Origin of the sequence: Nocardioides sp. Soil805, assembly GCF_001429625.1 — a bacterium.
GTDB lineage: Bacteria > Actinomycetota > Actinomycetes > Propionibacteriales > Nocardioidaceae > Nocardioides.
This window is the reverse complement of the sequence record NZ_LMSU01000001.1, coordinates 1171994-1194203: the sequence shown is the minus strand read 5'-3', so window position 1 is coordinate 1194203 and position 22210 is coordinate 1171994. Positions and strand designations below refer to the sequence as shown.

Sequence of the window (22210 nt, the reverse complement as noted above, 5' to 3'; positions counted from 1 at the left end):
CGGAAGTAGTCCCCATGACCGAATACGACTCTGCTGCCTACGCGCAGCCCGACGAGCGCAACCTCGACTGGCTCGTGTCGCGCTTTGTCGAGGAAGTCACCGACGCGGCGCACGCCATCCTCGTGTCCGCCGACGGGCTCCTCATGGCCATGAGCGAGAGCATCCCGGACGAGCGCGCCGAGCAGGTGGCAGCCGTCTCCTCGGGTCTCGCCAGCCTCGCCGTCGGTGCCGCCCGCCTCTTCGACGGCGGAGCAGTGCTCCAGACCGTCGTGGAGATGGAGCACGGCTACCTGATGCTCATGAGCGTCGGCGACGGCTCCAACCTGACCGTCCTCACCGAGGAGGCCGCTGACATCGGCCAGGTCGGCTACGAGATGGCCCTGCTGGTCGAGCGCGTCGGCCGGATGGTGCAGGCCGAGGCCCGCGTCACCACCGGATGACGTGAGTGGCCGTGGCACCCCTTGACCTCAGCGGCATGGACGACGAGGCGACTCCCAAGCCTCGCTTCGTCCGGCCGTACACCATCACGTCAGGTCGCACCGAGGCTTCGGTCGACCTGCCGATGGAAGCCACCCTCCGCACGCAGGAGGAAGGCACCGGTGCCCTCAGCGCAGCCGCGCTGCAGGTCCTGGAGGTCTGCGACACCCGTTCAGTCGCCGAGGTAGCTGCTCTGGTCCACATGCCGATAGGCGTGGTCCGGGTGCTGCTGAGCGACCTGGTCGAGCACGGACACATCCGTGTGCAGGCCACCATCACCAACGACTCGTCTCGTGACGAGCGTATTGAGCTCATCGAAAGGACCCTCCGTGGACTTCGCACCTACTAGCGCCTCGCGCAAGGCGGCGTCGACGAAGATCGTGATCGCCGGTGGTTTCGGCGTGGGCAAGACGACGCTGGTGGGCTCGGTCTCCGAGATCCAGCCACTGCGTACCGAGGCCCTCGTCACCAACGAGTCGGAGGGTGTCGACGATCTCGCCGCGGTGCCCGCCAAGTCGACGACCACCGTGGCCATGGACTTCGGACGCCTCACCCTCGCCGAGGACCTCGTCCTGTACCTCTTCGGCACCCCGGGCCAGCGCCGCTTCTGGTTCATGTGGGACGACCTGTGCCTGGGCGCGATCGGGGCGATCGTCCTGGTCGACACCGCCCGCCTGGACGAGTCGTTCTCGCCGCTGGACTACTTCGAGCACAAGGGGCTGCCGTTCATCGTGGCGGTCAACCAGTTCGAGGGCGTGCAGCAGTACTCGCTCGACGAGATCGCCAATGCCTTGGCACTGCCCCCCGAGGTGCCGATCATCGCGATCGACGCGCGGGATCGTGAGTCTGCCAAGACCGCGCTGCTGCGCATCACCGAGTACTCGCTGGAGAAGCTGACCGCCCAGCTGTCCGTGGGAGTCCACTGACATGTCCATCACGTCTCGTGTCCGGCGACCGTCCGGCCCGTCCTCGCGCCGTACCGCTCCCGGTCTCGCCCTCCTCGCGGTGGTCCTGACCGCCGCGGGGTGTGGCGGCACCAGCTCGGCCGCCAGCACCGACCCGGACCCGCAGGTCATCCGGGCGGGCTACCTGACCGTCTGCACGTCACTGCCCTACGAGCCGTTCGAGTTCGAGCGGAACGGCGAGACGGTGGGCTTCGAGATCGACCTGGCCAAGGCCGTGGCCAAGGAGCTCGGCGTCGAGCCGGACTTCAAGAACGACGACTTCGACGCCGTGCAGTCGGGCCAGCTCCTCAACGAGAACGCCTGCGACCTCGCGGCCGCCGGACTCACCATCACCGGTGACCGGGCCCGCGTGCTCGACTTCTCCAGCCCGTTCTTCAACGCGGCGCAGGCGCTCGTCGTCACCGGCGACAGCGGCATCCGCAGCCTCGACGACCTGCGGGGCGGACGGATCGCCGTCCAGGCCGGCACCACCGGCGAGCTCTACGTCACCGACAACGCGCCGCGCAACGCGCAGGTCGTCGCCTTCGACGACATCGGCGAGATGTCCAGCGCCCTCAACGGCGGGACGGTCGACGCCGGCGTGTACGACAACACCGTCGCCGGCTCCGCGATCAAGGAGTACCCCTCCTTCGAGATCGCCGCGGAGTTCGACACCGGTGAGCAGTACGGCATGGCCGTCAAGAAGGACGGCAACGTCGACCTGCTGTGCGTCGTCAACACCGTCATCGCCGACCTCAAGGCCGACGGTGGCTACGACAAGCTGTACGCCGAGTGGTTCGGCGCCAAGAAGAAGTCCTGATCCTGCTGGACTGATCCGGCTGTCCTGATTCTGCTCGGCCGGTCGCGCTGTCGGCGAGGAGCTCCCGCACCCGCGGGACGACCTCCTCGCCGTACAGCCGCACCCAGCCGCACTCAGCCGCACCCGGTCCCGCATCACCAGAGACGTCGGTCCCGCGTGTGACCATATGGCGGTGACGGCCACCTTCGTGAAGCACCGGGAGCCGGCCCGGCCGGGATCCATCCCCGACCGGCTGCAGATGTTCACCCGGGAGGTCCGGTTCTACACCGAGGTCGCGCCCTCGGTCGGGGTGAGGGTGCCGACGGCCTTTCGCGCCGAGGTCCGCGACGGGTCCACCGTCCTGGAGCTGGAGGACCTGTCGTCCTGGCGTGCCGGCGCCGACCCGGTGGCTGCGGCGCGAGCGCTCGCCTCGCTGCACGAGCGGTGGGTCGGGCAGGCGGAGGCCAGCTGGCCGTGGCTGCCCCGGCCCGACGCGTCCGACCTGGTGGGTGCGCTGTACGAAGAGCGCTGGCCCGTCCTGCGGGGTCGGTCCGACGTCACGGACGCCGTACGACGTATCGGCGACGCCCTGGTGGGCGAGGTCAGCGCCGTCGAGCGCGTGGCGCACACGGCTGGTCACAACACCCTGACGCACGGCGACGCATCGGCGCCCAACCTGCGTACCGGCCCGGACGGGGAGGTCGCCCTCCTGGACTGGGAGGACGTCGGGTCGGGTCCGGGGATCTGCGACGTGGCGTGGTTCCTCATGTCGTCGGTCGAGCCGGCCGACTGGGACCGGGTGCTGGATGCCTACGGCGATGCCTCCGGCCTCGGCGAGGCGCTGCCTGCCATCAGCGTGCAGGCCCTTCTCTCCCTCGACGGTGAGGAGGAGGGGTCCGTGGACGCGCTCGAGTGGATCGGCTGCCTCGAGGAGGCGACCGGACGCCTGTAGGCCGTTGCCCGCAGCATGCGGGGTGCTCGTGCCGTTGCTATCTGCGGCGGTGGAAGCGGAGGTCGCCGTTGGGGAGTCGGTCGTGGAGGTAGCGGTCGTCGTGGGCTCGATGGTGGTGATGCGAGCAGAGCAGGAGGCCGTCGTCGAGGTCGGTCCTGCCGCCCTGGCTCCACGGGATGAGGTGGTGGGCCTCGCACCAGGCGGCGGGGATGTCGCATCCCTGGGCGCGGCAGTGTTGGTCCCGGATGCCCATCGCCTTGCGCTGGGCGGTGTCGTAGAGCCGCTTCGCGCGTCCGAGGTCGAGGACCTCGGACGTCCCGCCTAGGACGGCGGGGACGATCTTGGCGGTGCAGGCGAGTCGGCGGGCCTCGGCGGCGGTGATCCGGCCCCCGGTGCTGGTGGTCGCGACCCCGAGCCCGGACGTGAGCTTGTCGAGGTCCATCGTGATCACCACAGTGGTGGCGGTGCCGCCATGGACCGGAAGCTTCGTCGGGTCGAGGTGCTCGAGCAGTGAGCAGAACGCGTGCCCGAGGCGGGTGGAGTACGGCACCGTGCTCCGGTCGTCCGCACCGTGCGTGCCCTCCGGGCCGGCGCCGTCGTGTGTTCCGGCGTGCTTGCGGGGGTTGGTCCAGGCGTGGAGGTAGGTCAGCAGCCGGCCTGCGGTCGCGTCGGGGACCCGGATCCGGATGGTCGTCGTACCGTCGCCGTGCGAGCGAGTCGTCAGCGACGTGGTCCTGCGGGCATGACGCTCCTCGTCCTCCAGCTTGCGGCGTTCCTGCTCCTCACCGACCTCGGGAGCGACGACGTCGAGGATGCGGCTGCCCAGGACCCGCAGCTCCTGCGGCGCGAACGACGCCGCGTGCGCGACCAGCACCCGCTCCGCCTTCAACACGACGTCCGAGGGGGTGTCGTCGGGCAGTTCGTCCAACGCGTGGGCGATGACGTCGGCCTGCGCACTCGACACCTCACCCGACGCGTGACCCTCCGCCAGCATCGCCCACCGCAGCTCGAGCGCGCGAGCCAGGCGCATGTCCCGACGAGCCGGACCACGGTCCACTCGCGCGGTGCAGGCGAACCACGCCGCGACATCCCGATCACCCGACTCCTCGGCCACGTCATCGGCCACCGCCATCAAACGCAGCCGAGTCGATGCCACCCGGGACTCCAGCCGGGCCAGCTCGACCAGCGCGGCCGCCTTCTCGGCCGGGGACAGGTAGAGGAGCTCGACCCGTTGCACCTTGTCCAGGGCGGCTGAGATCGCCTCACCACACTCCTGGACCAGGTGTCCGGTCGTCATCTCAGCCCCCCGCTGATCCCCCGCTGCGCATCCCCTCCGAGTGAGGCTGGCTGCGTACAGACAGTCTAATCGAACTCCTGTTCGAATCACATACTCACAATCGGGGATGATCCTGCGCGGCAACAGGCCACGCGGTCCCGCGCGAGCGCTCGCTGAACCCGCCGTCCAAGGATGGGGAGCTCGACGTACCCCAGCGGCCAGGATGTGCCCGCTCGCCGTACCCAGCGGTCAGAAGGTGCCCACTCGGCGCCTCCCAAGCGCAAAGAAGTGCCCGCTCGGCGCTCCTGAAGCGCCAGGAAGTGCCCGGTCGGTGCCTCCCAGCGGCCAGGAAGTGCCCGGTCGGCCTCAGCCCTGGGCGAGGAGCTCCCGCACCCGCGGGATGACCTCCTCGCCGTACAGCCGCACCGACTCCAGCCGCTGGTCGTGGGGGAGCGCCCCCACGGAGTACTTCAGCTGGAAGCGGGACAGGCCCAGCGTCGTGATCGCCCACGCGATCTTGCGGGCCACCGTCTCCGGCGAGCCGACGAACATCGCGCCCTCGGGACCGGCCGCCTGGTTGAACGCGATCTGCGAGTAGGGGCCCCAGCCGCGCTCGCGGCCCAGCCGGGTGTAGAGGTCGGCCTGGTGCGGGTACAGCTGCTCGCGCGCCAGCTCGTCGGTGGCCGCAACGTGCCCGGGCGAGTGCATGCCGATGGGCAGCTCCTCGCGGCCGTACTCGGCCAGGGCGCGGCGGTAGAGGTCGGCGAACTGGACGAAGCCGCGCGGCGAGCCCCCGATCACCGCCAGCACCAGCGGCATGCCGTAGTGCGCCGCCCGCACGACCGACTCCGGGGTGCCGCCGACGGCGATCCAGGCGGGGAGCCGGCCCGCGGCGGTCGTGGGGTAGACCTGCTTGCCCTCGAGCGGCGGGCGGATCGTGCCCTCCCACGACACCGGCTGCTCGGACTGCAGCGCCGAGAACAGGTCGAGCTTCTCGGCGAAGAGCCGGTCGTAGTCGTCGAGCGAGAGCCCGAAGAGGCCGAAGGACTCGATGAAGGACCCGCGCCCTAGCTGCACCTCCGCGCGCCCCGGCGCGATCGCGTCCAGGGTCGCGAAGCGCTGGTAGACGCGGATCGGGTCGTCGGAGCTGAGCACGGTCACCCCGGTGCCGAGGCGGATCCGCCCGGTCTGCCCCGCGATGGCGGCCAGCACCACGTCGGGCGCCGAGACGGCGTAGTCGGCGCGGTGGTGCTCGCCGAGGCCGAGGTAGTCGACCCCGACCCGGTCCGCCAGCACCCCCTCGGCGACGACCTGCCGGATCACCTCGGCGTGGTCGCCGGGCCGGCCCTCCGGGTCGAGGGGCACGTCACCGAAGGTGTCGAGGCCGAGGGTCGGGCGGGCGCGGGTGCCGAGGGCGTCGTACGACATGTGAGTGAACCTATCGACCCCGGGCTAGCGGCAGGGCGTGTCGCCGAGGCGTGCGAGGCCCTCGAGATCGCCCGGCCCGTAGGTGGTGCGGGTGTTGGTGGGGTGCATCAGCTCGCCGGCGTCGTCCACGTGCGCCAGCCCTACGAGGTGTCCGAGCTCGTGCAGCACCACCGCCTCGAGGGGTTCGCGCCCGCCCGGGATCCAGCCGGACACGTCGAACTGGTCGCGGTCCAGGGTCAGCGCGCCGGTGGCGTACTGCCGCAGCCCCGGGCGCACCTCGTACGACGCGCTGCCGCCGAGGCCGACCACGTCGCCCTCGAGGTCCGGCACCTCCTCGGGGGTCGCCCACGCGACCAGCACCGGCGGCGCGTCCGCGGCGACGAAGCCCGCGTCGTACGACGCCGGTCGGGCCTCGCTCGTGCCCTCGTAGGTGAACTCCAGGCCGCTCGCGCGGCTGGTGGACTCGACGGCGTCGCGGATGAGCGTCTCCCAGCCGTCGGGAGCACCCTCCGGGTTGACGACGTACTCGATGGGCCGGCACGGGCTGTAGCCGACCGGGTCGTCGCTGCCGGGCTGGGTCTCGGCGAACGCGAAGGACCCCTCGCCCACGGCGTACGCCGGGATCTCGCGCAGCCGGTCGTCGCCGAGACCGAAGAGCTCGCGCACCCGCGCCATCTCGCTGCCCGGGTGGAGCAGGACGATCCCGGCGAGCAGGAGCGCGGTGATGAGCAGGCCCGGCAGCACGGGACCGTGGCCGCGGCGCGGGCCGGTGCTCAGCGCGTGACCAGCCAGATGCCGATGGCCGCCGGGACGAACCCGACGAGCAGCCACGGGGTGAGCGGGCGGCGGCCGTGGATGAGGAAGGCCAGCGCGACGCCGATGACGCCGAAGGCACCGGCGATCAGGCACAGGCCGACCTGCGCGCCGGGGCGGGGGTCGTCGAGGAAGTACGCCGCTACGATCAAGCCCACCTCGAGGTGCAGGATCGTGGTGACGGCGAGGACCGACATGACCCAGCGCTGGACCCGGGAGAGCGACTTCTGCTCGCGCTCGCGCTCGTCGAGGGTGCGGCGCGGCGCGTTCGGGTTCATCAGGTGCCGCGCGCGGCGCGGCTGCTGCTGCTCGGTCACCCTCCGAGTATCGCCGGTGGCCCCTAGGCGCCGGTCAGGGCGGTCGCCGCGGCCTCGACGGCCTCGGGGGACAGCACGTGCTCGATGGCCATGGCGGCCGCGCCGAGGACGCCGGCCTCTGCGCCAGCGCGGCTGGTCTGGATGGACAGGTGCTCGGTGGCCAGCGGCAGCGAGCGCTGGTAGACGACCTCGCGGATGCCGGCCAGCAGGTGCTCGCCGGCGGCCGAGAGCTGGCCGCCGATGACGACCGTCGAGGGGTTGATGACGTTGACCATCGTGGCCACGACGCCGCCGATGTCGCGGCCGGCCTGGCGGACCACGTCGATGGCGTTGCCGTCGCCGGCGCGCACGAGGTCCACGACGTCCTGCCCGGACGTGGCCGGTGACCCCCGCGAGGCGAGCGCGGCGGCCAGCGCCGGACCGGCCGCGACGGCCTCGAGGCAGCCGAGGTTGCCGCACCGGCACCGGACGTCGTCGTGGCCGGCGACGTGCACGTGCCCGAGGTCGCCCGCGGTGCCCTGGGCGCCGCGCTGGAGGCGACCGCCGGAGACGATGCCGCCACCGATGCCGGTGGCGACCTTGATGAAGACCAGGTCGTCCACGTCGGACAGGTGGGTCTGCCGCTCGCCGAGGGCCATGATGTTGACGTCGTTGTCGATGAGCACCGGGACGGCGAAGTGCTTCTGCACGAAGCCGGGGACGTCGTACCGGTCCCAGCCGGGCATGATCGGCGGGTTGATGGGCCGACCGGTGGAGTGCTCGACCGGACCGGGCAGTCCGATGCCGATCGCGGCCAGGGCGTCCATCCTGCGCTGACCGCGCCGCAGCAGCGACCGCACCGTCGAGACGACCCACCCCAGCACGACCTCGGGTCCCTCGACGACGTCGATCTGCTCGGAGATCTCGGCCAGCAGCGCACCGGAGAGGTCGCTGAGGACCGCACGGGCGTGGGTGGCGCCGATGTCCACCCCGACGACGACGCGTGCGGCCGGGTTGAGCGCGAAGAGGGCGGGCGGCCGCCCGCCGGTCGACTGCCCGCCGCCGAAGGGGGCGATGAGGCCGAGCCGCATCAGCGTGTCGATGCGCGCGGCCACCGTCGAGCGGGCCAGTCCCGTCGTCTCGGCGAGCTCGGAGCGCGTCCACGGACGACCGTCGCGCAGGAGCTCGAAGACGTCACCGGTGCGCATGGGGGTCAGTAGACCACCTCGCACTTCTCGCGTCTAGGCGGCAACTTTTGTCAGGTGCTCGACAAAAGTGTGTGAGGCGTGCCACAGTGCTCGCGTGGACAGCCTCGACACCCCCGCCAGCACCCCGGACACCCGTCCCGTGCTCACCGTGCGCGGGCTCCGCAAGAGCTTCGTGGGCAACCTCGTCCTCCACGGCGCCGACCTCGACCTGCTCCCGGGGCGGGTGCTCGGGCTCGTGGGGGAGAACGGGGCCGGCAAGTCGACCCTGATGAAGATCCTCGCCGGGGTGCACCAGGCCGACGAGGGCACGGTCGAGATCGCCGGCGAGCCGGTCTCCTTCAGCCACCCGGTGCAGGCCCAGCAGGCCGGGCTGTCCACGGTCTTCCAGGAGTTCAACCTGCTGCCCGAGCGCTCGGTCGCGGAGAACATCTGGCTGGGTCGCGAGCCGCGGCGGCGCGGTCTCGTCGACACCCGCGCGATGAACCGGGACACCGACGAGCTGCTCACCGGTCTCGGGATCACCGGCCTCGCGGCGACCCGCCGGGTCCGCTCGCTGTCCGTCGCCGAGCAGCAGGTCGTCGAGATCGCGAAGGCGGTGAGCTTCGACGCGCGGATCATCCAGATGGACGAGCCGACCGCCGCGCTGGCCGACCACGAGGTCGAGCTGCTCTACACGATCATCCGCCGGCTCACCGAGCGCGGCGTCGCGATCATCTACGTCTCCCACCGGCTCAAGGAGGTCTTCGACCTCTGCGACACCATCACGGTGCTCAAGGACGGCGTGCAGGTCACCACCCAGCCGGCCGCCGACCTCGACGAGGCCGCCCTGGTGCGCCTCATGGTCGGCCGCTCGATCTCCTCCTTCTTCCCCGACCCCCTCGAGGGCACGGCGGTGGGGGAGCCGCGACTCGAGCTGCGCGGGGCCGGCAACGGCTACGTCGACGGCATCGACCTGACCCTGCGCGGCGGGGAGGTCGTCGGCATCGCCGGGTTGCAGGGCTCCGGACGCACCGAGCTCCTCGAGGGGATCTTCGGCGTCACCCCCTTCACCCGCGGCGAGCTCCTCGTCGACGGGTCGGCGGTCACGATCCGGACGCCCCGCCGGGCCGTCCGCCGCGGGCTCGCGCTCATCACCGAGGACCGCAAGGCCACCGGCCTCGCGCTGCACCAGTCGATCCTCGACAACGCCCTGGGCGTGGTCCGCGCGGTCTTCCCGTCGCGCACGGGTGCCGCGCGCTCCGCCGTACCCGCCACGCTCTCGACCCTGGCGGTCTCGGCCCGGTCGCTGGCGCAGGAGGCGCAGTTCCTCTCCGGCGGCAACCAGCAGAAGGTCGTCCTGGCCCGGTGGCTCTCCGCGCACCCCGGCGTCGTGCTCATGGACGAGCCCACTCGCGGCATCGACGTCGGGGCCAAGCACGCCATCTACGAGGTCATGCGCAGCCTGGCCGCCGAGGGAGTCGCGGTGCTCATGGTCTCCAGCGAGCTGCCCGAGGTGATCGGCATGTCCGACCGGATCCTGGTCATGAGGGACGGCCGGATCGCGGGCGAGCTGCCGCGCGGGTCCTCCGAGGAGGAGGTCCTGTCCGCGGCCACCGGCGTCGTCGCGGGCGCGCCGGCGCCCGACCAGCAGCAGGCAGACCGAGAGGTGGCGCGGTGAAGGTCCGTCCGAGCACAGTCACGTCCACGACCATCGTGTACGGCGTCCTGGTGATCGCCGTCGTCGTGGGGGCGATCCTCACGGCCGTCAACGGCCGCAACTTCTTCAGCGTCGGCAACATCGACAACATCCTCACCACCACCAGCATCCTGGGCTTCATCGCGATCGGGCAGACGTTGGTGATCCTCGGCGGCTCGCTGGACCTGTCGGTGCCCTTCGTGGTGAGCCTGTCCAGCGTCGTGGGCGCCGGGATCATGGCCGGCGACCCGGGCAACATCGTGCCGGCGGTGGTGGTCACCCTGGCCCTGGCCATGGCGGTCGGCTTGGCCAACGGCCTCATCGTCACCTTCCTGCGGGTGCACGGCTTCATCGCCACCCTCGGCACCGGCCTGATCATCTCCGGCTACCTCGCGAGCAGCTACAAGGGCAGCCACGGCCGCGCCCCGCTGGACTTCCGGCTCCTCGACGGGACCCGCATCGGGCCCGTGCCGATCTCCACCCTGATCATGCTCGGCTGCGCCGGCCTGGCGATCCTCATGCTGCGGCGCACCCGGCTCGGCCTGCACCTGTACGCCGTCGGCGGCAACGCCGAGGTCGCCCGCCTGTCCGGCCTGCGCACCTCGGTGCCCGTCATCGCCGCGCACGTCCTCTGCTCGGCCCTGGCCGCGGTGGCGGGACTGCTGCTGCTGGCCCGCCTCAGCGTCGGCAACCCGACCATCGGCTCGCAGGGCGGCTACGACCTCATGTCGATCGCCGCGGTGGTCCTCGGCGGCACCCTGCTGTCCGGCGGCAAGGGCAACATCACCGGCACCCTCGCCGGCGTCGCCATCTTCGCCGTGATCGACAACGTCATGGGCGTCATGCAGGTCAACCCGTTCCTGCGCGACGTCGTCCGCGGCGTGGTCATCGTGGTCGCCGTGGCGGTCTACGCCCGCCGTGAGCTGGACACGCGCCCGCCGCGCTTCGAACGACCCACCGGACTCGACGCCGCCCTCCAGGAGGCCCGATGAATCACCCCACGCAACCGCTCGCTGCACTCGCGCTCCCGCGGGGACCCCGATGAGCACCGCCACGCCCGCGATCACCACGACCGAGACGAAGGCCCGTCCCGAGCTTCCCGCCCACCAGGGCAGCCTCGGGTCGCGCATCGCGGCCGGGCTCGCGACCCCCGGCGGCGCCGTCTTCGTGCTGGTCGGCGTGCTCCTGGTCGCGATCATGGTCTCCAACCCCAACTTCACGGACCCCGGTGCGCTCATCCGCTTCGCCGGGCGGACCGCGCCGATCGCCATCGCCGCGATGGGGCAGTACTACGTCATCGTCAGCGGCGAGTTCGACCTCTCCATGGGCGCGGTGATCGCCACCCAGGTCGTGCTCGCGGGCAACTTCATCGGGCAGGACGAGGGCAGGATCGTCCCGGGACTGCTGCTGATGCTGGCCGTCGGCGCCCTCATCGGCGTCGTCAACGGCCTGGTCACCACGCTGCTCAAGGTGCCCAGCTTCATCGTGACCCTGGGCATGATGCTGGCCCTCTCGGGGCTGGTGCGCTACATCACCGGCGGCGCGGCCAGCGGCAACCCGGTCGACTCGTTCCGCCAGATCGGTCGCGGCGGCATCGAGGACGTCCCGGTCGTCGACGTGATCCCCTACCCGCTGATCATCCTCGTGGTCATCGCGGCGGCGTCGGTCTGGCTGATGCGCCGACCCTTCGGCCGCACCCTGATCGCCGCGGGCGACAACCCCGAGTCCACCCGCTACTCCGGGGCACCGCTGTGGTCCTACAAGACCCGCGCGTTCGTGCTCTCGTCGCTGGCCGCCACCGTCTCCGGCATCCTGCTCGTCGGGTACGCCGGGGTGCACCCGTCCGTGGGTGACGGCTACGAGTTCACGGCCATCACCGCCGTCGTGCTCGGCGGCGTGCTGCTCGGCGGCGGCCGGGGCTGGGTCCTCTCCGCCGCGGCGGGCGCCTTCGCCCTCGAGCTCCTCTTCACCCTGCTGACCTCCCTCGGGGTCACCTCCACCTGGAGGGACACGGTCCAGGGCCTGATCATCATCGCCGCCGTCGCGGTCTCCGCGCGGGCCTGGCAGGTCGGCCGACGCCCGCGGCGTACGACCGCCCCCACCGATCCCTCTCGGGACGCACCTCCGGCACCACCATCACCCCACCAGCCCGCAACGGGCGCAACCACAGGAGATAACTGATGCGCAGGACCATCAGGGGGACGCTCGCGTCCGCCGCAGTGCTGGCCGTGCTGGCTGGCTGCAGCACCGACGTCGAGGAGCCCGCTGACTCGACGGCCACCGAGTCGACCAGCGACTCCACCGACGACGCCGCCGCCGGCGACGAGAGCGAGTGGTTCGTCCAGGCCGACTACGACGAGCAGGACGAGCAGCGCTCGGCGACCTTCGAGGGCGACGAGTCCGAGCCGTGGCTGCAGTACATCGACGGCGAGATGACCGACACCGCGGACTTCAAGTCCAGCGGGGCCAAGAAGGTCTGCTTCGCCAACGCCTCGGTCAGCAACCCGTGGCGCCAGACCGGCTTCATCACCATGACCCAGCAGCTCGAGGCCCTCAAGGACAAGGGCGTCATCTCCGACATGGAGGTGCGTGACGCGCAGGACGACGACAACACGCAGCTGGCCGACATCGACTACTTCATCTCCGAGGGCAACTGCGACGCCTTCGTCATCTCGCCCAACTCGACGGCCGCGATGACGCCGGGCGTCGAGCGGGCCTGCGAGACCGGCAAGCCGGTCGTCGTCTTCGACCGTGGCGTCGAGACCGACTGCGCCACCACGTTCATCCACCCGATCGGTGGCTACGCGTGGGGCATCGACACCGCGGAGTTCCTCACCGACAACCTGGAGGAGGGCGACAAGGTCATCGCGCTGCGCATCCTGCCCGGCGTCGACGTGCTGGAGACCCGCTGGGCCGCCGCCAAGAAGATCTTCGACGAGAACGGCATCGAGGCCGAGGACTTCTTCACCGGCGCCGACCCGACCAAGATCAAGACGATCATCACCGACGCGCTCAACCAGGGCGAGGTGGCCGGGGTCTGGATGGACGCCGGTGACGGTGCCGTCGCGGCCATCGAGGCGTTCGAGGACGCCGGCGTCGACTACCCCGTCATGACGGGCGAGGACGAGATGAGCTACCTGCGCAAGTGGGAGGACACCGGCCTCACCGGCCTGGCCCCCGTCTACTCCAACTTCCAGTGGCGCACCCCGCTCCTGGCACTGGAGAAGATCTTCGCCGGCGAGGAGGTCCCGAAGGAGTGGGTCCTGCCGCAGACGCCGATCACCGAGGACGAGCGCGCCGAGTACCTCGAGGCCAACGACGGCATGCCCGACGGCCACTACGCCAAGTTCGGTGGTGAGGACCTCCCCGGCTTCCCCGAGGCCTGGCAGGACCGCTGATCCCCGGGTCCCGCGACCCAGCACCATCCGCAGGCCGGCCGGCCACGAACCCGCGAACGTCGGGCACGTCGTGGCCGGCCGGCACCACCCACCCGCTCCCTGGGAGGACGTCCTCGTGCGCCCCATCGGCATCAACACCTGGGTCTGGGCCTCACCCCTGACCGATGCCACGCTCGACCCGCTGCTCGACCACGTCGCCGACCTCGGCTTCGACGCCGTCGAGCTCCCGCTGGAGAGCGTGGGCGACCTCTCGGTCGACGCCGTGGGGGCCGCCCTCGAGCGGACCGGCCTCGCGCCGTACGTCGTGGGGGCGATGGCCCCCGGTCGCGACCTCGTCGGCACGGACCCGGCGACCGTCGCCGCCACCCAGGACTACCTCCGGGCCTGCGTCGACCTGGCCGCCGGCATCGGCGCCCCCGCCGTCTGTGGCCCCTTCTACGCCAGCACCGGACGGGTCTGGCGCCTCGACGCCGACGAACGTGCGCAGGCGTACGCCGAGTGGCGTGCCGGTCTCGCGCCGGTCGTCGATCACGCTGGCGAGCGCGGGATCGTGATCGGCATCGAGCCGCTCAACCGCTACGAGACGTCGCTGGTCAACACCGTCGACCAGGCGCTGACCGGACTCGGGACGCTCCTGGGCCCCGCCCTGGGGCTGGCCCTGGACACCTACCACCTCAACATCGAGGAGCGCTCCAGCGCCGACGCGCTCCGCGCCGCCGGTGCGCACCTGGCCCACCTGCAGGTCTGCGGCAGCGACCGCGGCGCCCCGGGCGGCGACCAGACCGACTGGCCGGCCCTGGTGGCCGCGCTGGACGACGTGGGCTACGCCGGCCCGCTCAACATCGAGAGCTTCACCGCCGACAACGCCTCGATCGCGACGGCCGCGTCGATCTGGCGCCCGCTGGCGGCCACCCAGGACGACCTGGCCCGCGACGGACTCGAGTTCCTCCAGTCACTCGTCGCGACGGCCGCACACCCCGGAGGAGCCCCATGACCGAGTCCGCGACGGATCCCGTGCACGCTGACGGTCCCGCCCGCCCGACCGTGGGGGTCGCCGTCATCGGCTACTCCTTCATGGGCAAGGCCCACTCCAACGCCTGGCGCAACGTCGCGGCGTTCTACCCCGACGTGCCCCGTGCCGTGCAGCGCGTGCTCGTCGGCCGCGACCCGGACGGGGTCCGCGAGGCCGCGGACCGCTACGGGTGGCAGGAGTCCGCCACCGACTGGCGCGCGGTCCTCGAGCGCGACGACGTCCAGGTCGTCGACATCTGCACCCCGGGCCACCTGCACGCCGAGATCGCCGAGGCCGCGCTGGCCGCCGGCAAGCACGTCCTGCTCGAGAAGCCGCTGGCCAACACGGTCGCCGAGGCCGAGGCGCTCGTCGCCGCCGCCCGTGCCGCCTCGGCCCGGGGCGTGCAGTCGATGGTGGGCTTCAACTACCGCCGGGTGCCGGCGCTGGCCCTGGCCCGCGAGCTCATCGCGGCCGGCCGACTCGGCGAGGTCCGCGAGGTGCGCGCGGCGTACCTCCAGGACTGGCTCGTCGACGCGAGCGCCCCGATGGCCTGGCGGCTGCGCAAGGAGGAGGCCGGCTCCGGCGCCCTCGGCGACCTGGGCTCGCACGTGGTCGACCAGCTGCAGTTCCTCCTCGACGACACGATCACCTGGGCGAGCGGACACCTGCGCACGTTCGTCCCGACCCGTCCCGGCGCCTCGGGCCCCGAGGACGTCACCGTCGACGACGCGGCCTGGGCCACGCTCGGCACCTCGCGCGGGGCGGTGGCGAGCCTCGAGGTGAGCCGGATGGCACACGGGCGCAAGAACGGCCTGGCCCTCGAGGTCTTCGGCTCGCAGGGCTCGCTGAGCTTCCAGCTCGAGGCCCTCAACGAGCTGGTGGTCGACACCGGCGCCGGTGGCACCCGCATCCTGGTCACCGAGTCCGACCATCCCTACCTCGACGCCTGGTGGCCGCCGGGACACGTGCTCGGGTGGGACGACACCTTCGTCAACCAGGCCGCCGACCTGCTCTCCTGCATCGGTGAGGGGCGGGCGCCGTCGCCGTCCTTCGCCGACGGCGCGGCCGTCCAGCGGGTGCTGGCGGCCATCGAGGCCAGTGCGGCACAGTCGGGCACCTGCGTCACCGTCGAGGCGGGCCCCAAGGCCTCGACGCCTCCCGTCCCGGTGCCTGCCGCGGCACCGGCCGTCAGCCTGGAGCCGCGCCCATGACCCGTCCGTACACCCTCTTCACCGGCCAGTGGGCCGACCTGACGCTCGAGGAGGTCGCCGCGCTGGCGGCAGGCTGGGGCTACGACGGGCTCGAGGTCGCCGTCTCCGGCGAGCACCTCGACGCGTGGCGCTGGGACGACGAGGACTACGTCGCCGGCCGGCTCGAGATCCTCGAGCGGCACGGTCTGGGGCTGTGGGCCATCTCCAACCACCTCACCGGCCAGGCCGTCTGCGACGACCCGATCGACTTCCGGCACGAGGCGATCGTCGGACCGCGGGTGTGGGGCGACGGCTCGCCCGAGGGCGTGCGCGCCCGGGCGGCCGAGGAGATGCAGCACACCGCCCGGCTGGCGCAGCGGCTCGGCGTGAAGACGGTCGTCGGCTTCACCGGCTCCGCCATCTGGCAGTACGTCGCGATGTTCCCGCCCGTGCCCGGCTCCCGGATCGAGGCCGGCTACCAGGACTTCGCCGACCGCTGGAACCCGATCCTCGACGTCTTCGACGAGTGCGGCGTGCGGTTCGCCCACGAGGTGCACCCCTCCGAGATCGCCTACGACTACTGGTCCACGGTGCGCACACTCGAGGCCATCGGCCACCGGGAGGCCTTCGGGCTCAACTGGGACCCCAGCCACATGATGTGGCAGGACCTCGACCCGGTCGCCTTCATCACCGACTTCGCCGACCGGATCTACCACGTGGACTGCAAGGACACCCGGATGCGGCTCGGCGGCGGGCGCAACGGCGTGCTCTCGTCGCACCTGCCGTGGGGCGACCAGCACCGCGGCTGGGACTTCGTCTCCGCCGGGCGCGGCGACGTGCCCTGGGAGGACTGCTTCCGCGCGCTGCGGGCGATCGGCTACGACGGACCGATCTCGGTGGAGTGGGAGGACGCCGGGATGGACCGCCTCCGCGGCGCCCCCGAGGCGCTGGAGTTCCTCCGCGGCTTCGACTTCGAGCCGCCCAGCGCGTCGTTCGACGCCGCGTTCTCGCAGTAGCCCGCCGCTGCTGGGGAACGAGACCGGCCGCGCGCGCCCGGCGTACGCCGACCTGGTTCCCCGGCCGCGGTCAAGGGGCGATCGTCAGGAACACGAACGCCGCCAGCACGACCAGGTGGACCCCACCCTGCAGCGGCTTCGAGCGACCCGGCAGGACCGTGAGGACGCTGACGATCACCGTCATGAAGAGCAGCACGATCTGCACGCTGTCGAGGCCGAGCGCCAGCGGGCCGTCCAGCCAGATGGACGCGATCGCGATGGCCGGGATGGTGAGGCCGATCGACGCCATCGCGGAGCCGAGCGCCAGGTTGAGGCTGACCTGGACCCGCTCGCGGGCGGCGGCGCGCACGGCGGCGATGGACTCCGGCGCCAGCACCAGCAGCGCGATGACCACGCCCACCACGGCGTTGGGGAAGCCCACCGCGTCGACGGCCTTCTCGATCGACGGCGACTCGACCTTGGCCAGGCCGACCACCGAGACGAGCGACACGACGAGCAGGCCCAGGCTGGTGAGGGTGGCGCGCCGGGTCGGCGGGTCGGCGTGCCCGTCGCCGTCCTGGTCGAGGGTGACGCCGTCGCGACCGACCGGCAGGAAGAAGTCGCGGTACTGCCCGGTCTGGGTCACCACGAACATGCCGTAGAGCACGAGGGAGGCGACCGCCACGAACGCCAGCTGGGTGCCGGAGTACTCCGGCCCGCTCTCGGAGGTGGTGAACGCCGGCAGCACCAGGCAGATGGTGGCCAGGATGACCACGGTGGTCAGCGCCGAGGCGGTGCCCTCCGGGTTGAAGACGGCCAGCCGGTGCCTCCTCGCGCTCACCAGCAGCGACAGGCCCATGATGCCGTTGACGGTGATCATCACCGCGGCGAAGACGGTGTCGCGCGCGAGCCCCGAGGTATCGCCCTTGCTGGTCACCATCAAGGTGACGATGAGGCCCACCTCGATGATGGTCACGGCGACCGCGAGCAGCAGGGACCCGAACGGCTCCCCGACCTTGTGGGCCACCACCTCCGCGTGGTGCACGGCGCTGACGACCGCGCCCATGAGGAGGACGGCCACGAGGACCAGGACGACCGCCGGTGGGTAGCGCCCCCAGGTGAGCACCAGCATGACCGCCGCCAGGATCGGGGTGTACGTCGTCCAGCTCGGCACTCGCATGCCCTCACCCTATTTGGTGACCGGTCAGCCGCCGGGCGTGCTCAGCTTCTCGAGCCGCGCGGTCAGCAGCGGAACCCGGTGGGCGTTGCCGGTGAGCTCGACGTACTGCCGTCCGAAGATCGCGAGCAGCGCGTCGTCGAGACGGCGTACGGCGCCCGCCGGGTAGCGGTAGCCCATCCGCCGGATGATCGCGTCCGGGTCGACCGAGGTGAGCAGCCCGCCCAGCTCGTCGAGGGAGGTGACGCCCAGCTCGAGGAGCAGCCCGGCGATCCACCCGTAGTGGTCGGTGTGCGACCACCCCGCGTCGGCGTACTGACCGGCGAGGAAGGTGGCCAGCTCCTGCCCGCTGATGCGCGGGTCGCTGGGGTCCTCCTCGTGGGGCAGGTGGGGGGCGGCGGCCTGGAGGCGCTCGCGGATCGCGGAGAACTCGTGGTCGGCCAGCTCGAGCAGTCCGGCCGCGAGGGTGAAGCGGCGGTCCAGGTCGGGAGCGTGCTCGGCCGGGACGGTGCCCTTGTAGCGGATGTCGTGCTCGAACTCGGCCCACGCGTGCTGCAGCACGGTGCGTACCTGGACGCTCGCGCGGTGCCGGGCCAGGTCGTCGTACGACGCGGGCGCGGGGTCGTCGGGCGTCACCAGGAGGTGCCGGCTGGCGTAGCCGAAGCGACCCTCGCGGGCGGTCTCCTGGCCGAGGTCGCGGTCGTCGAGCATCTGCATCTCGTCGTCGAGGAGGCTGGCGACCGCGGCCACGTCGGCGTGCACGTAGGTGATCACCCGGACCCCGACCTGGTCGGTGATCTGGTGCTGCGGGTCGGGGTAGAGGAGGCGTCCGTCGACGGTGCGGGCGGCCTTGGCCGCGAAGGACGCGACGCTCTTGGTGCGGCCGTCGACGCTGAGGTAGTTGATGCCCGCGTCGTCGAGCAGGGTCCGGATCAGCTCCACGAAGCGTGCCGTGACCGGCACCAGCGTCGGCTGGAGGGCGGCGTACTCCCGCACGGCCTCGCGCACCGGCTGGTCGTCGAGGAGGTGCGGGCCGTCGGGGCCGTCGGACTCGGTGACGGCAGCGTCGGCGGTGGGGTTCTCGGACGGGGGCACGCGCCCAGCCTGCCCTGTCCCGCCCGAGCGCGCACGCAGGACCCACAGGCTGGCTGTCGCGCCGTCGCGATCCGGCCGGACCGGGGCCAGCACGCGTCCACAGGTCGCGCGGCGGGCGTCGCCCTCCACAGGCGTACGCCGCGGGGGCGTGGATGTCGGTGCCCGTCGGGATGGTCCCGACATGGCCACCGACACCTCCGGCACCACCTCCGCCACCTCCGACGGCATCCACCACGACGGCGCGGGTCGTGCGCGGCTGCGCGTGACGCCCCCACTGCCGCCGGACGACGTCGTCTTCCTGGCCGGCTTCGGCCGGCACCCGGTCCACGACCACGCCGGCGAGGGGCTCGCGCTGCCGAGCCGCACGGCCCGGATCTGGCCGGGTCAGCCGCCGGGTCCGTGCCCGTGGGTGCCGTGCGCCGACGGCTGCTGCCTGCACCTCGCCGGGAGGACGGGGGTGGTGGCGGCCGGCGGCTGGCTGAGGTTCCTGCTCGCGGAGTTCCTCGAGCGGTCCCACGTGGTCAGCGGCACGGTCGAGGTCCCGGGGCACGGGCGGGCCCGCGCGGTGCTCATCGTCGAGGGGCCCGAGGTCTTCGAGGGCGAGATCGACGCGCGGCCGGGGCCCGGCGCCGGTCGTCCCGGCGGCGGCTGCGAGGAGGAGTCGTGGTCCGGGTGAGTCCCGGGTCGTGGCTCAGCCGAGGACCCCCGCGGCTCGCGCGGGCTCGGCGTAGGCCTGCGCCAGCGTGGCCACGGTGTGGTGCGCGTTGAGACCGCTGGGATTCGGCACGACCCACAGCCGGGCAGGGCCGAGCCGTGCGGGCTGCTCCCCGACGGCGGCACGGGGCAGGCCGAAGGCCTGGCGGTAGGCGGTGATCCCGGCGACGGCGACGACCCGCGGCGCGCGTTCCTCGACGAGCGTGGTGAGGGCCACGGCCCCGTCTCGCAGCTCGTCGCGCGAGAGCTCATCGGCCCGGGCGGTGGCCCGGCGGACCAGGTTGGTGATGCCGATGCCCCGCTCCCGGAGGTGGTCGCGGTCCGTGTCGGTCATGCCGGCGGCCGGGTCGATGCGGTGCTCGAGGATCCCTGCCTCGAGCAGGGCCGGGTAGAAGCGGTTGGCCGGGTGGGCGAAGTGCGTGCTCGTGGCCGCGGTCCACAGCCCCGGGTTGATGCCGACGAAGAGCAGCCGCAGGCCCGGGCCGAGCAGGTCGGGGACCTCCGCGTCTCGGAACGACTCGAGCTCGGCGCGGGTGAAGCGAGGCATGCGCAGACCCTAGGTTGCCCTCGGTCGCCCTCGGTCACGCCGTGTCGGGAACGGCCGCGGCCTCGCTATCGTCCCAGTCACCATGACGCACATGCTGAGCAGCGCAACGGTCCGCCTCGCCCTTGCCGGAGCACTCTGTGCCGCTGTCCTCGCGGGCTGCGGCCAGTCCGACGGGAGCGACTCCGCCGACAGCGCGAGCGACACCACGAGCAGCTCCGGCGCGGGCGAGGAGTCCACGCCCGGGGCGGGCGACTCCTCGAGCGCGGGCGGCGGCACGTCCACCGAGGGCGACACCTCGAGCGGCGGCGGGGCCGTCCTGGTGGCAGGCGAGACGCCCACGACCACCGAGACGCGCATCGTCAGCGCCTCCAACGCCGACGGAGACGTGACCCCGCGTCCGGTGCCGCTCGTCGACGCCGCCGCCGTGCGCGAGTTCGTCGCCCCCTTCGGTGCCGATCTCGCCCCGCAGGTGCAGGCGGCCGTGCGGGAGACCGAGGTGCCGGACGGCCAGACGCTGATGGGCGCGGTGGTCGCGATCGGGTGCGACGAGCCGACCGGGATCGAGCTCACCCAGACCTTCGAGGGCTACGAGGTGAAGGGCATCGTCCCCAAGTCCGGGGTGCAGTGCCTCGTGGCCGTCACCTCGGTCGCGCTGTTCCTCGTCGACGCCCCCTGACCGACCGGGCACTTCCTGACACCTCAGACCTGCCGACCGGGCAGTTCCTGACGCCTCAGACCTGCCGACCGGGCGCTTCCTGACACCTGGGGCGCGCCGACCGGGCGCTTCCCGCCCCGGACGTCCGTCAGGGGGTGGTCGGCGGGGGAGTGGTCGGAGCCGGGGTCGGTGTGGGGGCCGGGGGCACCGGCGTGGTGACCGGCGGCAGCACGCCGTTGTAGAAGATCCCGAGCGCGTTGGCCACCTTGCGCTCGTGGCCGTCGGAGGGCTCGTTGATGAGGCCCATCGCGCCGGTGATCGTGCGCGAGTACATGGTGGAGGAGCCGCCGCCGTCGAAGTTGAGCGCGTTCTCCGCGCCGAGGGACAGCATCATGTTGGCCAGCTCGACCATCGTGTAGCCACGGCTGTACGCCGAGCGGCCGTCGATCACGAGGATGAGCAGCTTGGCGCCGTCGGCGTCGATGCCGATCGCGGTGCGCGGGTGCAGCAGCCGGTCGTTGACCACCGTCCGCACGCCGTCGAGCAGGATCGACCGGTCGCCGGAGACGGCCATGGTGGCGCTCGGCTTGACCTTGTACTTGAACGTCAGCTTGCGCCCGACCTCGAGCTGCTTGAGCAGCTTGGCGGCCGACCCGCGGCCGACGAGGACCTGGCCCTTGACCTTGTGGCCCTTGGAGAGCACCGACTTGTTGGACCTGATCCGGCCGTCGACCACGACGACCTCGCGGACGTCCTTGGCGCCGTCGGTGACCGAGTAGCCCTTGGTCCAACCCCAGTCGGAGGTGTAGAGGCCGATCGTGTTGTCGGCGACGGTCGCGGCGTTGATGCCGGAGACGGGCCACCGCGGGCGCTGGCGCAGCTTGGTGCGCGTCACCATCGGGCCGACGTGGTAGCCGGTGGCGTCGAGGTAGAAGGTCGCGTTCTCCGGGATCCAGCCGGTCGCCGGGCCGTGGAGGAGTCCGCGCTCGCGGTCGACCGCGGGGCCGAGGGCCGCGCCGGTGTCGGAGATGTCGAAGAAGTCGCCGTTGACGGCGCCGAGGGCGCCCTCCATGGCCCCGAACTGGCTCACGGTCTTGCGGCGCACGGCGTACTTGCTGCCGATGTGGTCCAGGCTGATGTTGGGGGCGTTGAGGTCGACGGTGATCAGGTTGGCGCGGATCGGGCCGCGTGCGTCGACCTGGTCCCACTCGCGGATCTGCACGCCCGGGGCGATGTCGTAGGTGACGTCGCTGGTCACCCGGGCCTTGGCCCGCCGGCCCGCCGGCCACGGCTTCGCGATCTCCCCGCGCACGCCGTCGGAGGTCTGGCCGGGCGTCCCGAGCACCGTGCCGGGCTCCCTCAGGGCGCGACGCTGGGCAGGCGTCAGGCCCGCACGGTCACCCCTCGAGGCGTCACCCGCTCGGGACGAGGTCCCACCGGTGTCGGCGCTGCTCGACGTGGCGCCCGCGACGAGGGCCCCCGCGACCAGGGCAGAGGCGAGGGCACCGGCCGAGAAGGCCGCGGTCAGTCGGTTCGAGGCAGGCACGCGCTCCACAGTA

23 protein-coding genes are annotated in these 22210 nt (G+C 72.1%); 14 read left to right on the top strand and 9 right to left on the bottom strand.

What is annotated here, in order from left to right:
- Positions 1-14 precede the first annotated feature (14 nt).
- The 5 genes from ASG94_RS05960 (at position 15) to ASG94_RS05940 (ending at position 3172) form a co-directional block, all read left to right on the top strand.
- The gene (locus tag ASG94_RS05960; RefSeq protein ID WP_056887795.1) at positions 15-440 is read left to right on the top strand and encodes a roadblock/LC7 domain-containing protein; all 426 of its coding nucleotides are present in this window, start codon (positions 15-17) and stop codon (positions 438-440) included.
- Positions 441-475: 35 nt separating this feature from the next.
- Positions 476-826, top strand: a complete 351-nt coding sequence (locus tag ASG94_RS05955; RefSeq protein ID WP_082624077.1) for a DUF742 domain-containing protein — start codon at positions 476-478, stop codon at positions 824-826.
- Positions 807-1403 (top strand): GTP-binding protein, encoded by a 597-nt coding sequence (locus ASG94_RS05950; RefSeq protein WP_056925417.1) that lies wholly within the window; start codon positions 807-809, stop codon positions 1401-1403. Before ASG94_RS05955 ends, ASG94_RS05950 begins: the two co-directional genes overlap by 20 nt.
- 1 nt (position 1404) lies before the next feature.
- Positions 1405-2241: an ABC transporter substrate-binding protein gene (locus ASG94_RS05945; protein ID WP_056925416.1), complete on the top strand. Its 837-nt coding sequence runs from the start codon at positions 1405-1407 to the stop codon at positions 2239-2241.
- Positions 2242-2413: 172 nt separating this feature from the next.
- A complete protein-coding gene (locus ASG94_RS05940) occupies positions 2414-3172 on the top strand; it encodes a phosphotransferase family protein (protein ID WP_162260790.1) in 759 nt (252 codons plus the stop codon).
- A 37-nt stretch (positions 3173-3209) separates the two neighbouring features.
- Here ASG94_RS05940 and ASG94_RS05935 read toward each other — a convergent pair whose 3' ends face one another.
- From ASG94_RS05935 to ASG94_RS05915, 5 genes are all read right to left on the bottom strand, one after another.
- The gene (locus ASG94_RS05935) at positions 3210-4469 is read right to left on the bottom strand and encodes an HNH endonuclease signature motif containing protein (RefSeq protein ID WP_056925414.1); all 1260 of its coding nucleotides are present in this window, start codon (positions 4467-4469) and stop codon (positions 3210-3212) included.
- 345 nt (positions 4470-4814) lie between these two features.
- On the bottom strand, positions 4815-5876 hold the full coding sequence (locus ASG94_RS05930) for an LLM class flavin-dependent oxidoreductase (RefSeq protein WP_056925413.1): 1062 nt from the start codon (positions 5874-5876) through the stop codon (positions 4815-4817).
- Positions 5877-5900: 24 nt separating this feature from the next.
- A complete protein-coding gene (locus tag ASG94_RS05925) occupies positions 5901-6620 on the bottom strand; it encodes a matrixin family metalloprotease (protein WP_056925412.1) in 720 nt (239 codons plus the stop codon).
- 29 nt (positions 6621-6649) lie between these two features.
- Positions 6650-7006: a hypothetical protein gene (locus tag ASG94_RS05920; RefSeq protein WP_235537145.1), complete on the bottom strand. Its 357-nt coding sequence runs from the start codon at positions 7004-7006 to the stop codon at positions 6650-6652.
- A gap of 23 nt (positions 7007-7029) precedes the next feature.
- Positions 7030-8193: an ROK family transcriptional regulator gene (locus ASG94_RS05915; protein ID WP_056925411.1), complete on the bottom strand. Its 1164-nt coding sequence runs from the start codon at positions 8191-8193 to the stop codon at positions 7030-7032.
- 94 nt (positions 8194-8287) lie between these two features.
- Here ASG94_RS05915 and ASG94_RS05910 point away from each other — a divergent pair, with 94 nt between their 5' ends.
- From ASG94_RS05910 to ASG94_RS05880, 7 genes are all read left to right on the top strand, one after another.
- Positions 8288-9850, top strand: a complete 1563-nt coding sequence (locus tag ASG94_RS05910; protein WP_056925410.1) for a sugar ABC transporter ATP-binding protein — start codon at positions 8288-8290, stop codon at positions 9848-9850.
- The gene (locus ASG94_RS05905) at positions 9847-10860 is read left to right on the top strand and encodes an ABC transporter permease (RefSeq protein ID WP_056925409.1); all 1014 of its coding nucleotides are present in this window, start codon (positions 9847-9849) and stop codon (positions 10858-10860) included. The genes ASG94_RS05910 and ASG94_RS05905 overlap by 4 nt, the downstream gene beginning before the upstream one ends.
- Before the next feature lie 49 nt (positions 10861-10909).
- The gene (locus ASG94_RS05900; protein ID WP_056925408.1) at positions 10910-12049 is read left to right on the top strand and encodes an ABC transporter permease; all 1140 of its coding nucleotides are present in this window, start codon (positions 10910-10912) and stop codon (positions 12047-12049) included.
- The gene (locus ASG94_RS05895) at positions 12049-13266 is read left to right on the top strand and encodes a substrate-binding domain-containing protein (protein ID WP_056925407.1); all 1218 of its coding nucleotides are present in this window, start codon (positions 12049-12051) and stop codon (positions 13264-13266) included. The genes ASG94_RS05900 and ASG94_RS05895 overlap by 1 nt, the downstream gene beginning before the upstream one ends.
- 115 nt (positions 13267-13381) lie before the next feature.
- Positions 13382-14260, top strand: coding sequence for a sugar phosphate isomerase/epimerase family protein (locus ASG94_RS05890; protein ID WP_056925406.1), 879 nt, complete (start codon positions 13382-13384; stop codon positions 14258-14260).
- Entirely contained in the window at positions 14257-15489 is a 1233-nt protein-coding gene (locus ASG94_RS05885) for a Gfo/Idh/MocA family protein (RefSeq protein WP_056925405.1), read from the top strand. The genes ASG94_RS05890 and ASG94_RS05885 overlap by 4 nt, the downstream gene beginning before the upstream one ends.
- Positions 15486-16484: a sugar phosphate isomerase/epimerase family protein gene (locus tag ASG94_RS05880; RefSeq protein ID WP_056925404.1), complete on the top strand. Its 999-nt coding sequence runs from the start codon at positions 15486-15488 to the stop codon at positions 16482-16484. The genes ASG94_RS05885 and ASG94_RS05880 overlap by 4 nt, the downstream gene beginning before the upstream one ends.
- Positions 16485-16554: 70 nt before the next feature.
- On the opposite strand, the gene ASG94_RS05875 is transcribed toward ASG94_RS05880, so the two are convergent.
- Entirely contained in the window at positions 16555-17643 is a 1089-nt protein-coding gene (locus tag ASG94_RS05875; RefSeq protein WP_056925403.1) for a calcium:proton antiporter, read from the bottom strand.
- 24 nt (positions 17644-17667) lie between these two features.
- Entirely contained in the window at positions 17668-18735 is a 1068-nt protein-coding gene (locus ASG94_RS05870) for a GTP pyrophosphokinase (protein ID WP_327152770.1), read from the bottom strand.
- 181 nt (positions 18736-18916) lie between these two features.
- Here ASG94_RS05870 and ASG94_RS05865 point away from each other — a divergent pair, with 181 nt between their 5' ends.
- Complete coding sequence (locus ASG94_RS05865) at positions 18917-19411, top strand: hypothetical protein (RefSeq protein WP_056925402.1); 495 nt, start codon at positions 18917-18919, stop codon at positions 19409-19411.
- 15 nt (positions 19412-19426) lie between these two features.
- Here ASG94_RS05865 and ASG94_RS05860 read toward each other — a convergent pair whose 3' ends face one another.
- Positions 19427-19996: a mismatch-specific DNA-glycosylase gene (locus ASG94_RS05860; protein WP_056925401.1), complete on the bottom strand. Its 570-nt coding sequence runs from the start codon at positions 19994-19996 to the stop codon at positions 19427-19429.
- 91 nt (positions 19997-20087) lie between these two features.
- On the opposite strand from ASG94_RS05860, the gene ASG94_RS05855 reads away from it, so the two are divergent.
- On the top strand, positions 20088-20672 hold the full coding sequence (locus ASG94_RS05855; protein ID WP_056925400.1) for a hypothetical protein: 585 nt from the start codon (positions 20088-20090) through the stop codon (positions 20670-20672).
- A 127-nt stretch (positions 20673-20799) separates the two neighbouring features.
- Here the strand turns inward: ASG94_RS05855 and ASG94_RS05850 are convergent, their stop codons facing one another.
- Positions 20800-22197 (bottom strand): phosphodiester glycosidase family protein, encoded by a 1398-nt coding sequence (locus ASG94_RS05850; RefSeq protein ID WP_056925399.1) that lies wholly within the window; start codon positions 22195-22197, stop codon positions 20800-20802.
- Between the last annotated feature and the right edge of the window lie 13 nt (positions 22198-22210).

Excerpts from the sequence above, each read along its gene's own strand:
- ASG94_RS05885 (WP_056925405.1), top strand. The coding sequence starts at position 14,257 with ATGACCGAGTCCGCGACGGATCCCGTGCACGCTGACGGTCCCGCCCGC.
- ASG94_RS05900 (WP_056925408.1), top strand. The coding sequence starts at position 10,910 with ATGAGCACCGCCACGCCCGCGATCACCACGACCGAGACGAAGGCCCGT.
- ASG94_RS05915 (WP_056925411.1), bottom strand. The coding sequence starts at position 8,193 with ATGCGCACCGGTGACGTCTTCGAGCTCCTGCGCGACGGTCGTCCGTGG.
- ASG94_RS05875 (WP_056925403.1), bottom strand. The coding sequence starts at position 17,643 with ATGCGAGTGCCGAGCTGGACGACGTACACCCCGATCCTGGCGGCGGTC.
- ASG94_RS05880 (WP_056925404.1), top strand. The coding sequence starts at position 15,486 with ATGACCCGTCCGTACACCCTCTTCACCGGCCAGTGGGCCGACCTGACG.
- ASG94_RS05955 (WP_082624077.1), top strand. The coding sequence starts at position 476 with ATGGACGACGAGGCGACTCCCAAGCCTCGCTTCGTCCGGCCGTACACC.
- ASG94_RS05865 (WP_056925402.1), top strand. The coding sequence starts at position 18,917 with ATGGCCACCGACACCTCCGGCACCACCTCCGCCACCTCCGACGGCATC.
- ASG94_RS05930 (WP_056925413.1), bottom strand. The coding sequence starts at position 5,876 with ATGTCGTACGACGCCCTCGGCACCCGCGCCCGCCCGACCCTCGGCCTC.
- ASG94_RS05960 (WP_056887795.1), top strand. The coding sequence starts at position 15 with ATGACCGAATACGACTCTGCTGCCTACGCGCAGCCCGACGAGCGCAAC.
- ASG94_RS05855 (WP_056925400.1), top strand. The coding sequence starts at position 20,088 with ATGCTGAGCAGCGCAACGGTCCGCCTCGCCCTTGCCGGAGCACTCTGT.
- ASG94_RS05935 (WP_056925414.1), bottom strand. The coding sequence starts at position 4,469 with ATGACGACCGGACACCTGGTCCAGGAGTGTGGTGAGGCGATCTCAGCC.
- ASG94_RS05945 (WP_056925416.1), top strand. The coding sequence starts at position 1,405 with ATGTCCATCACGTCTCGTGTCCGGCGACCGTCCGGCCCGTCCTCGCGC.
- ASG94_RS05895 (WP_056925407.1), top strand. The coding sequence starts at position 12,049 with ATGCGCAGGACCATCAGGGGGACGCTCGCGTCCGCCGCAGTGCTGGCC.
- ASG94_RS05860 (WP_056925401.1), bottom strand. The coding sequence starts at position 19,996 with ATGCCTCGCTTCACCCGCGCCGAGCTCGAGTCGTTCCGAGACGCGGAG.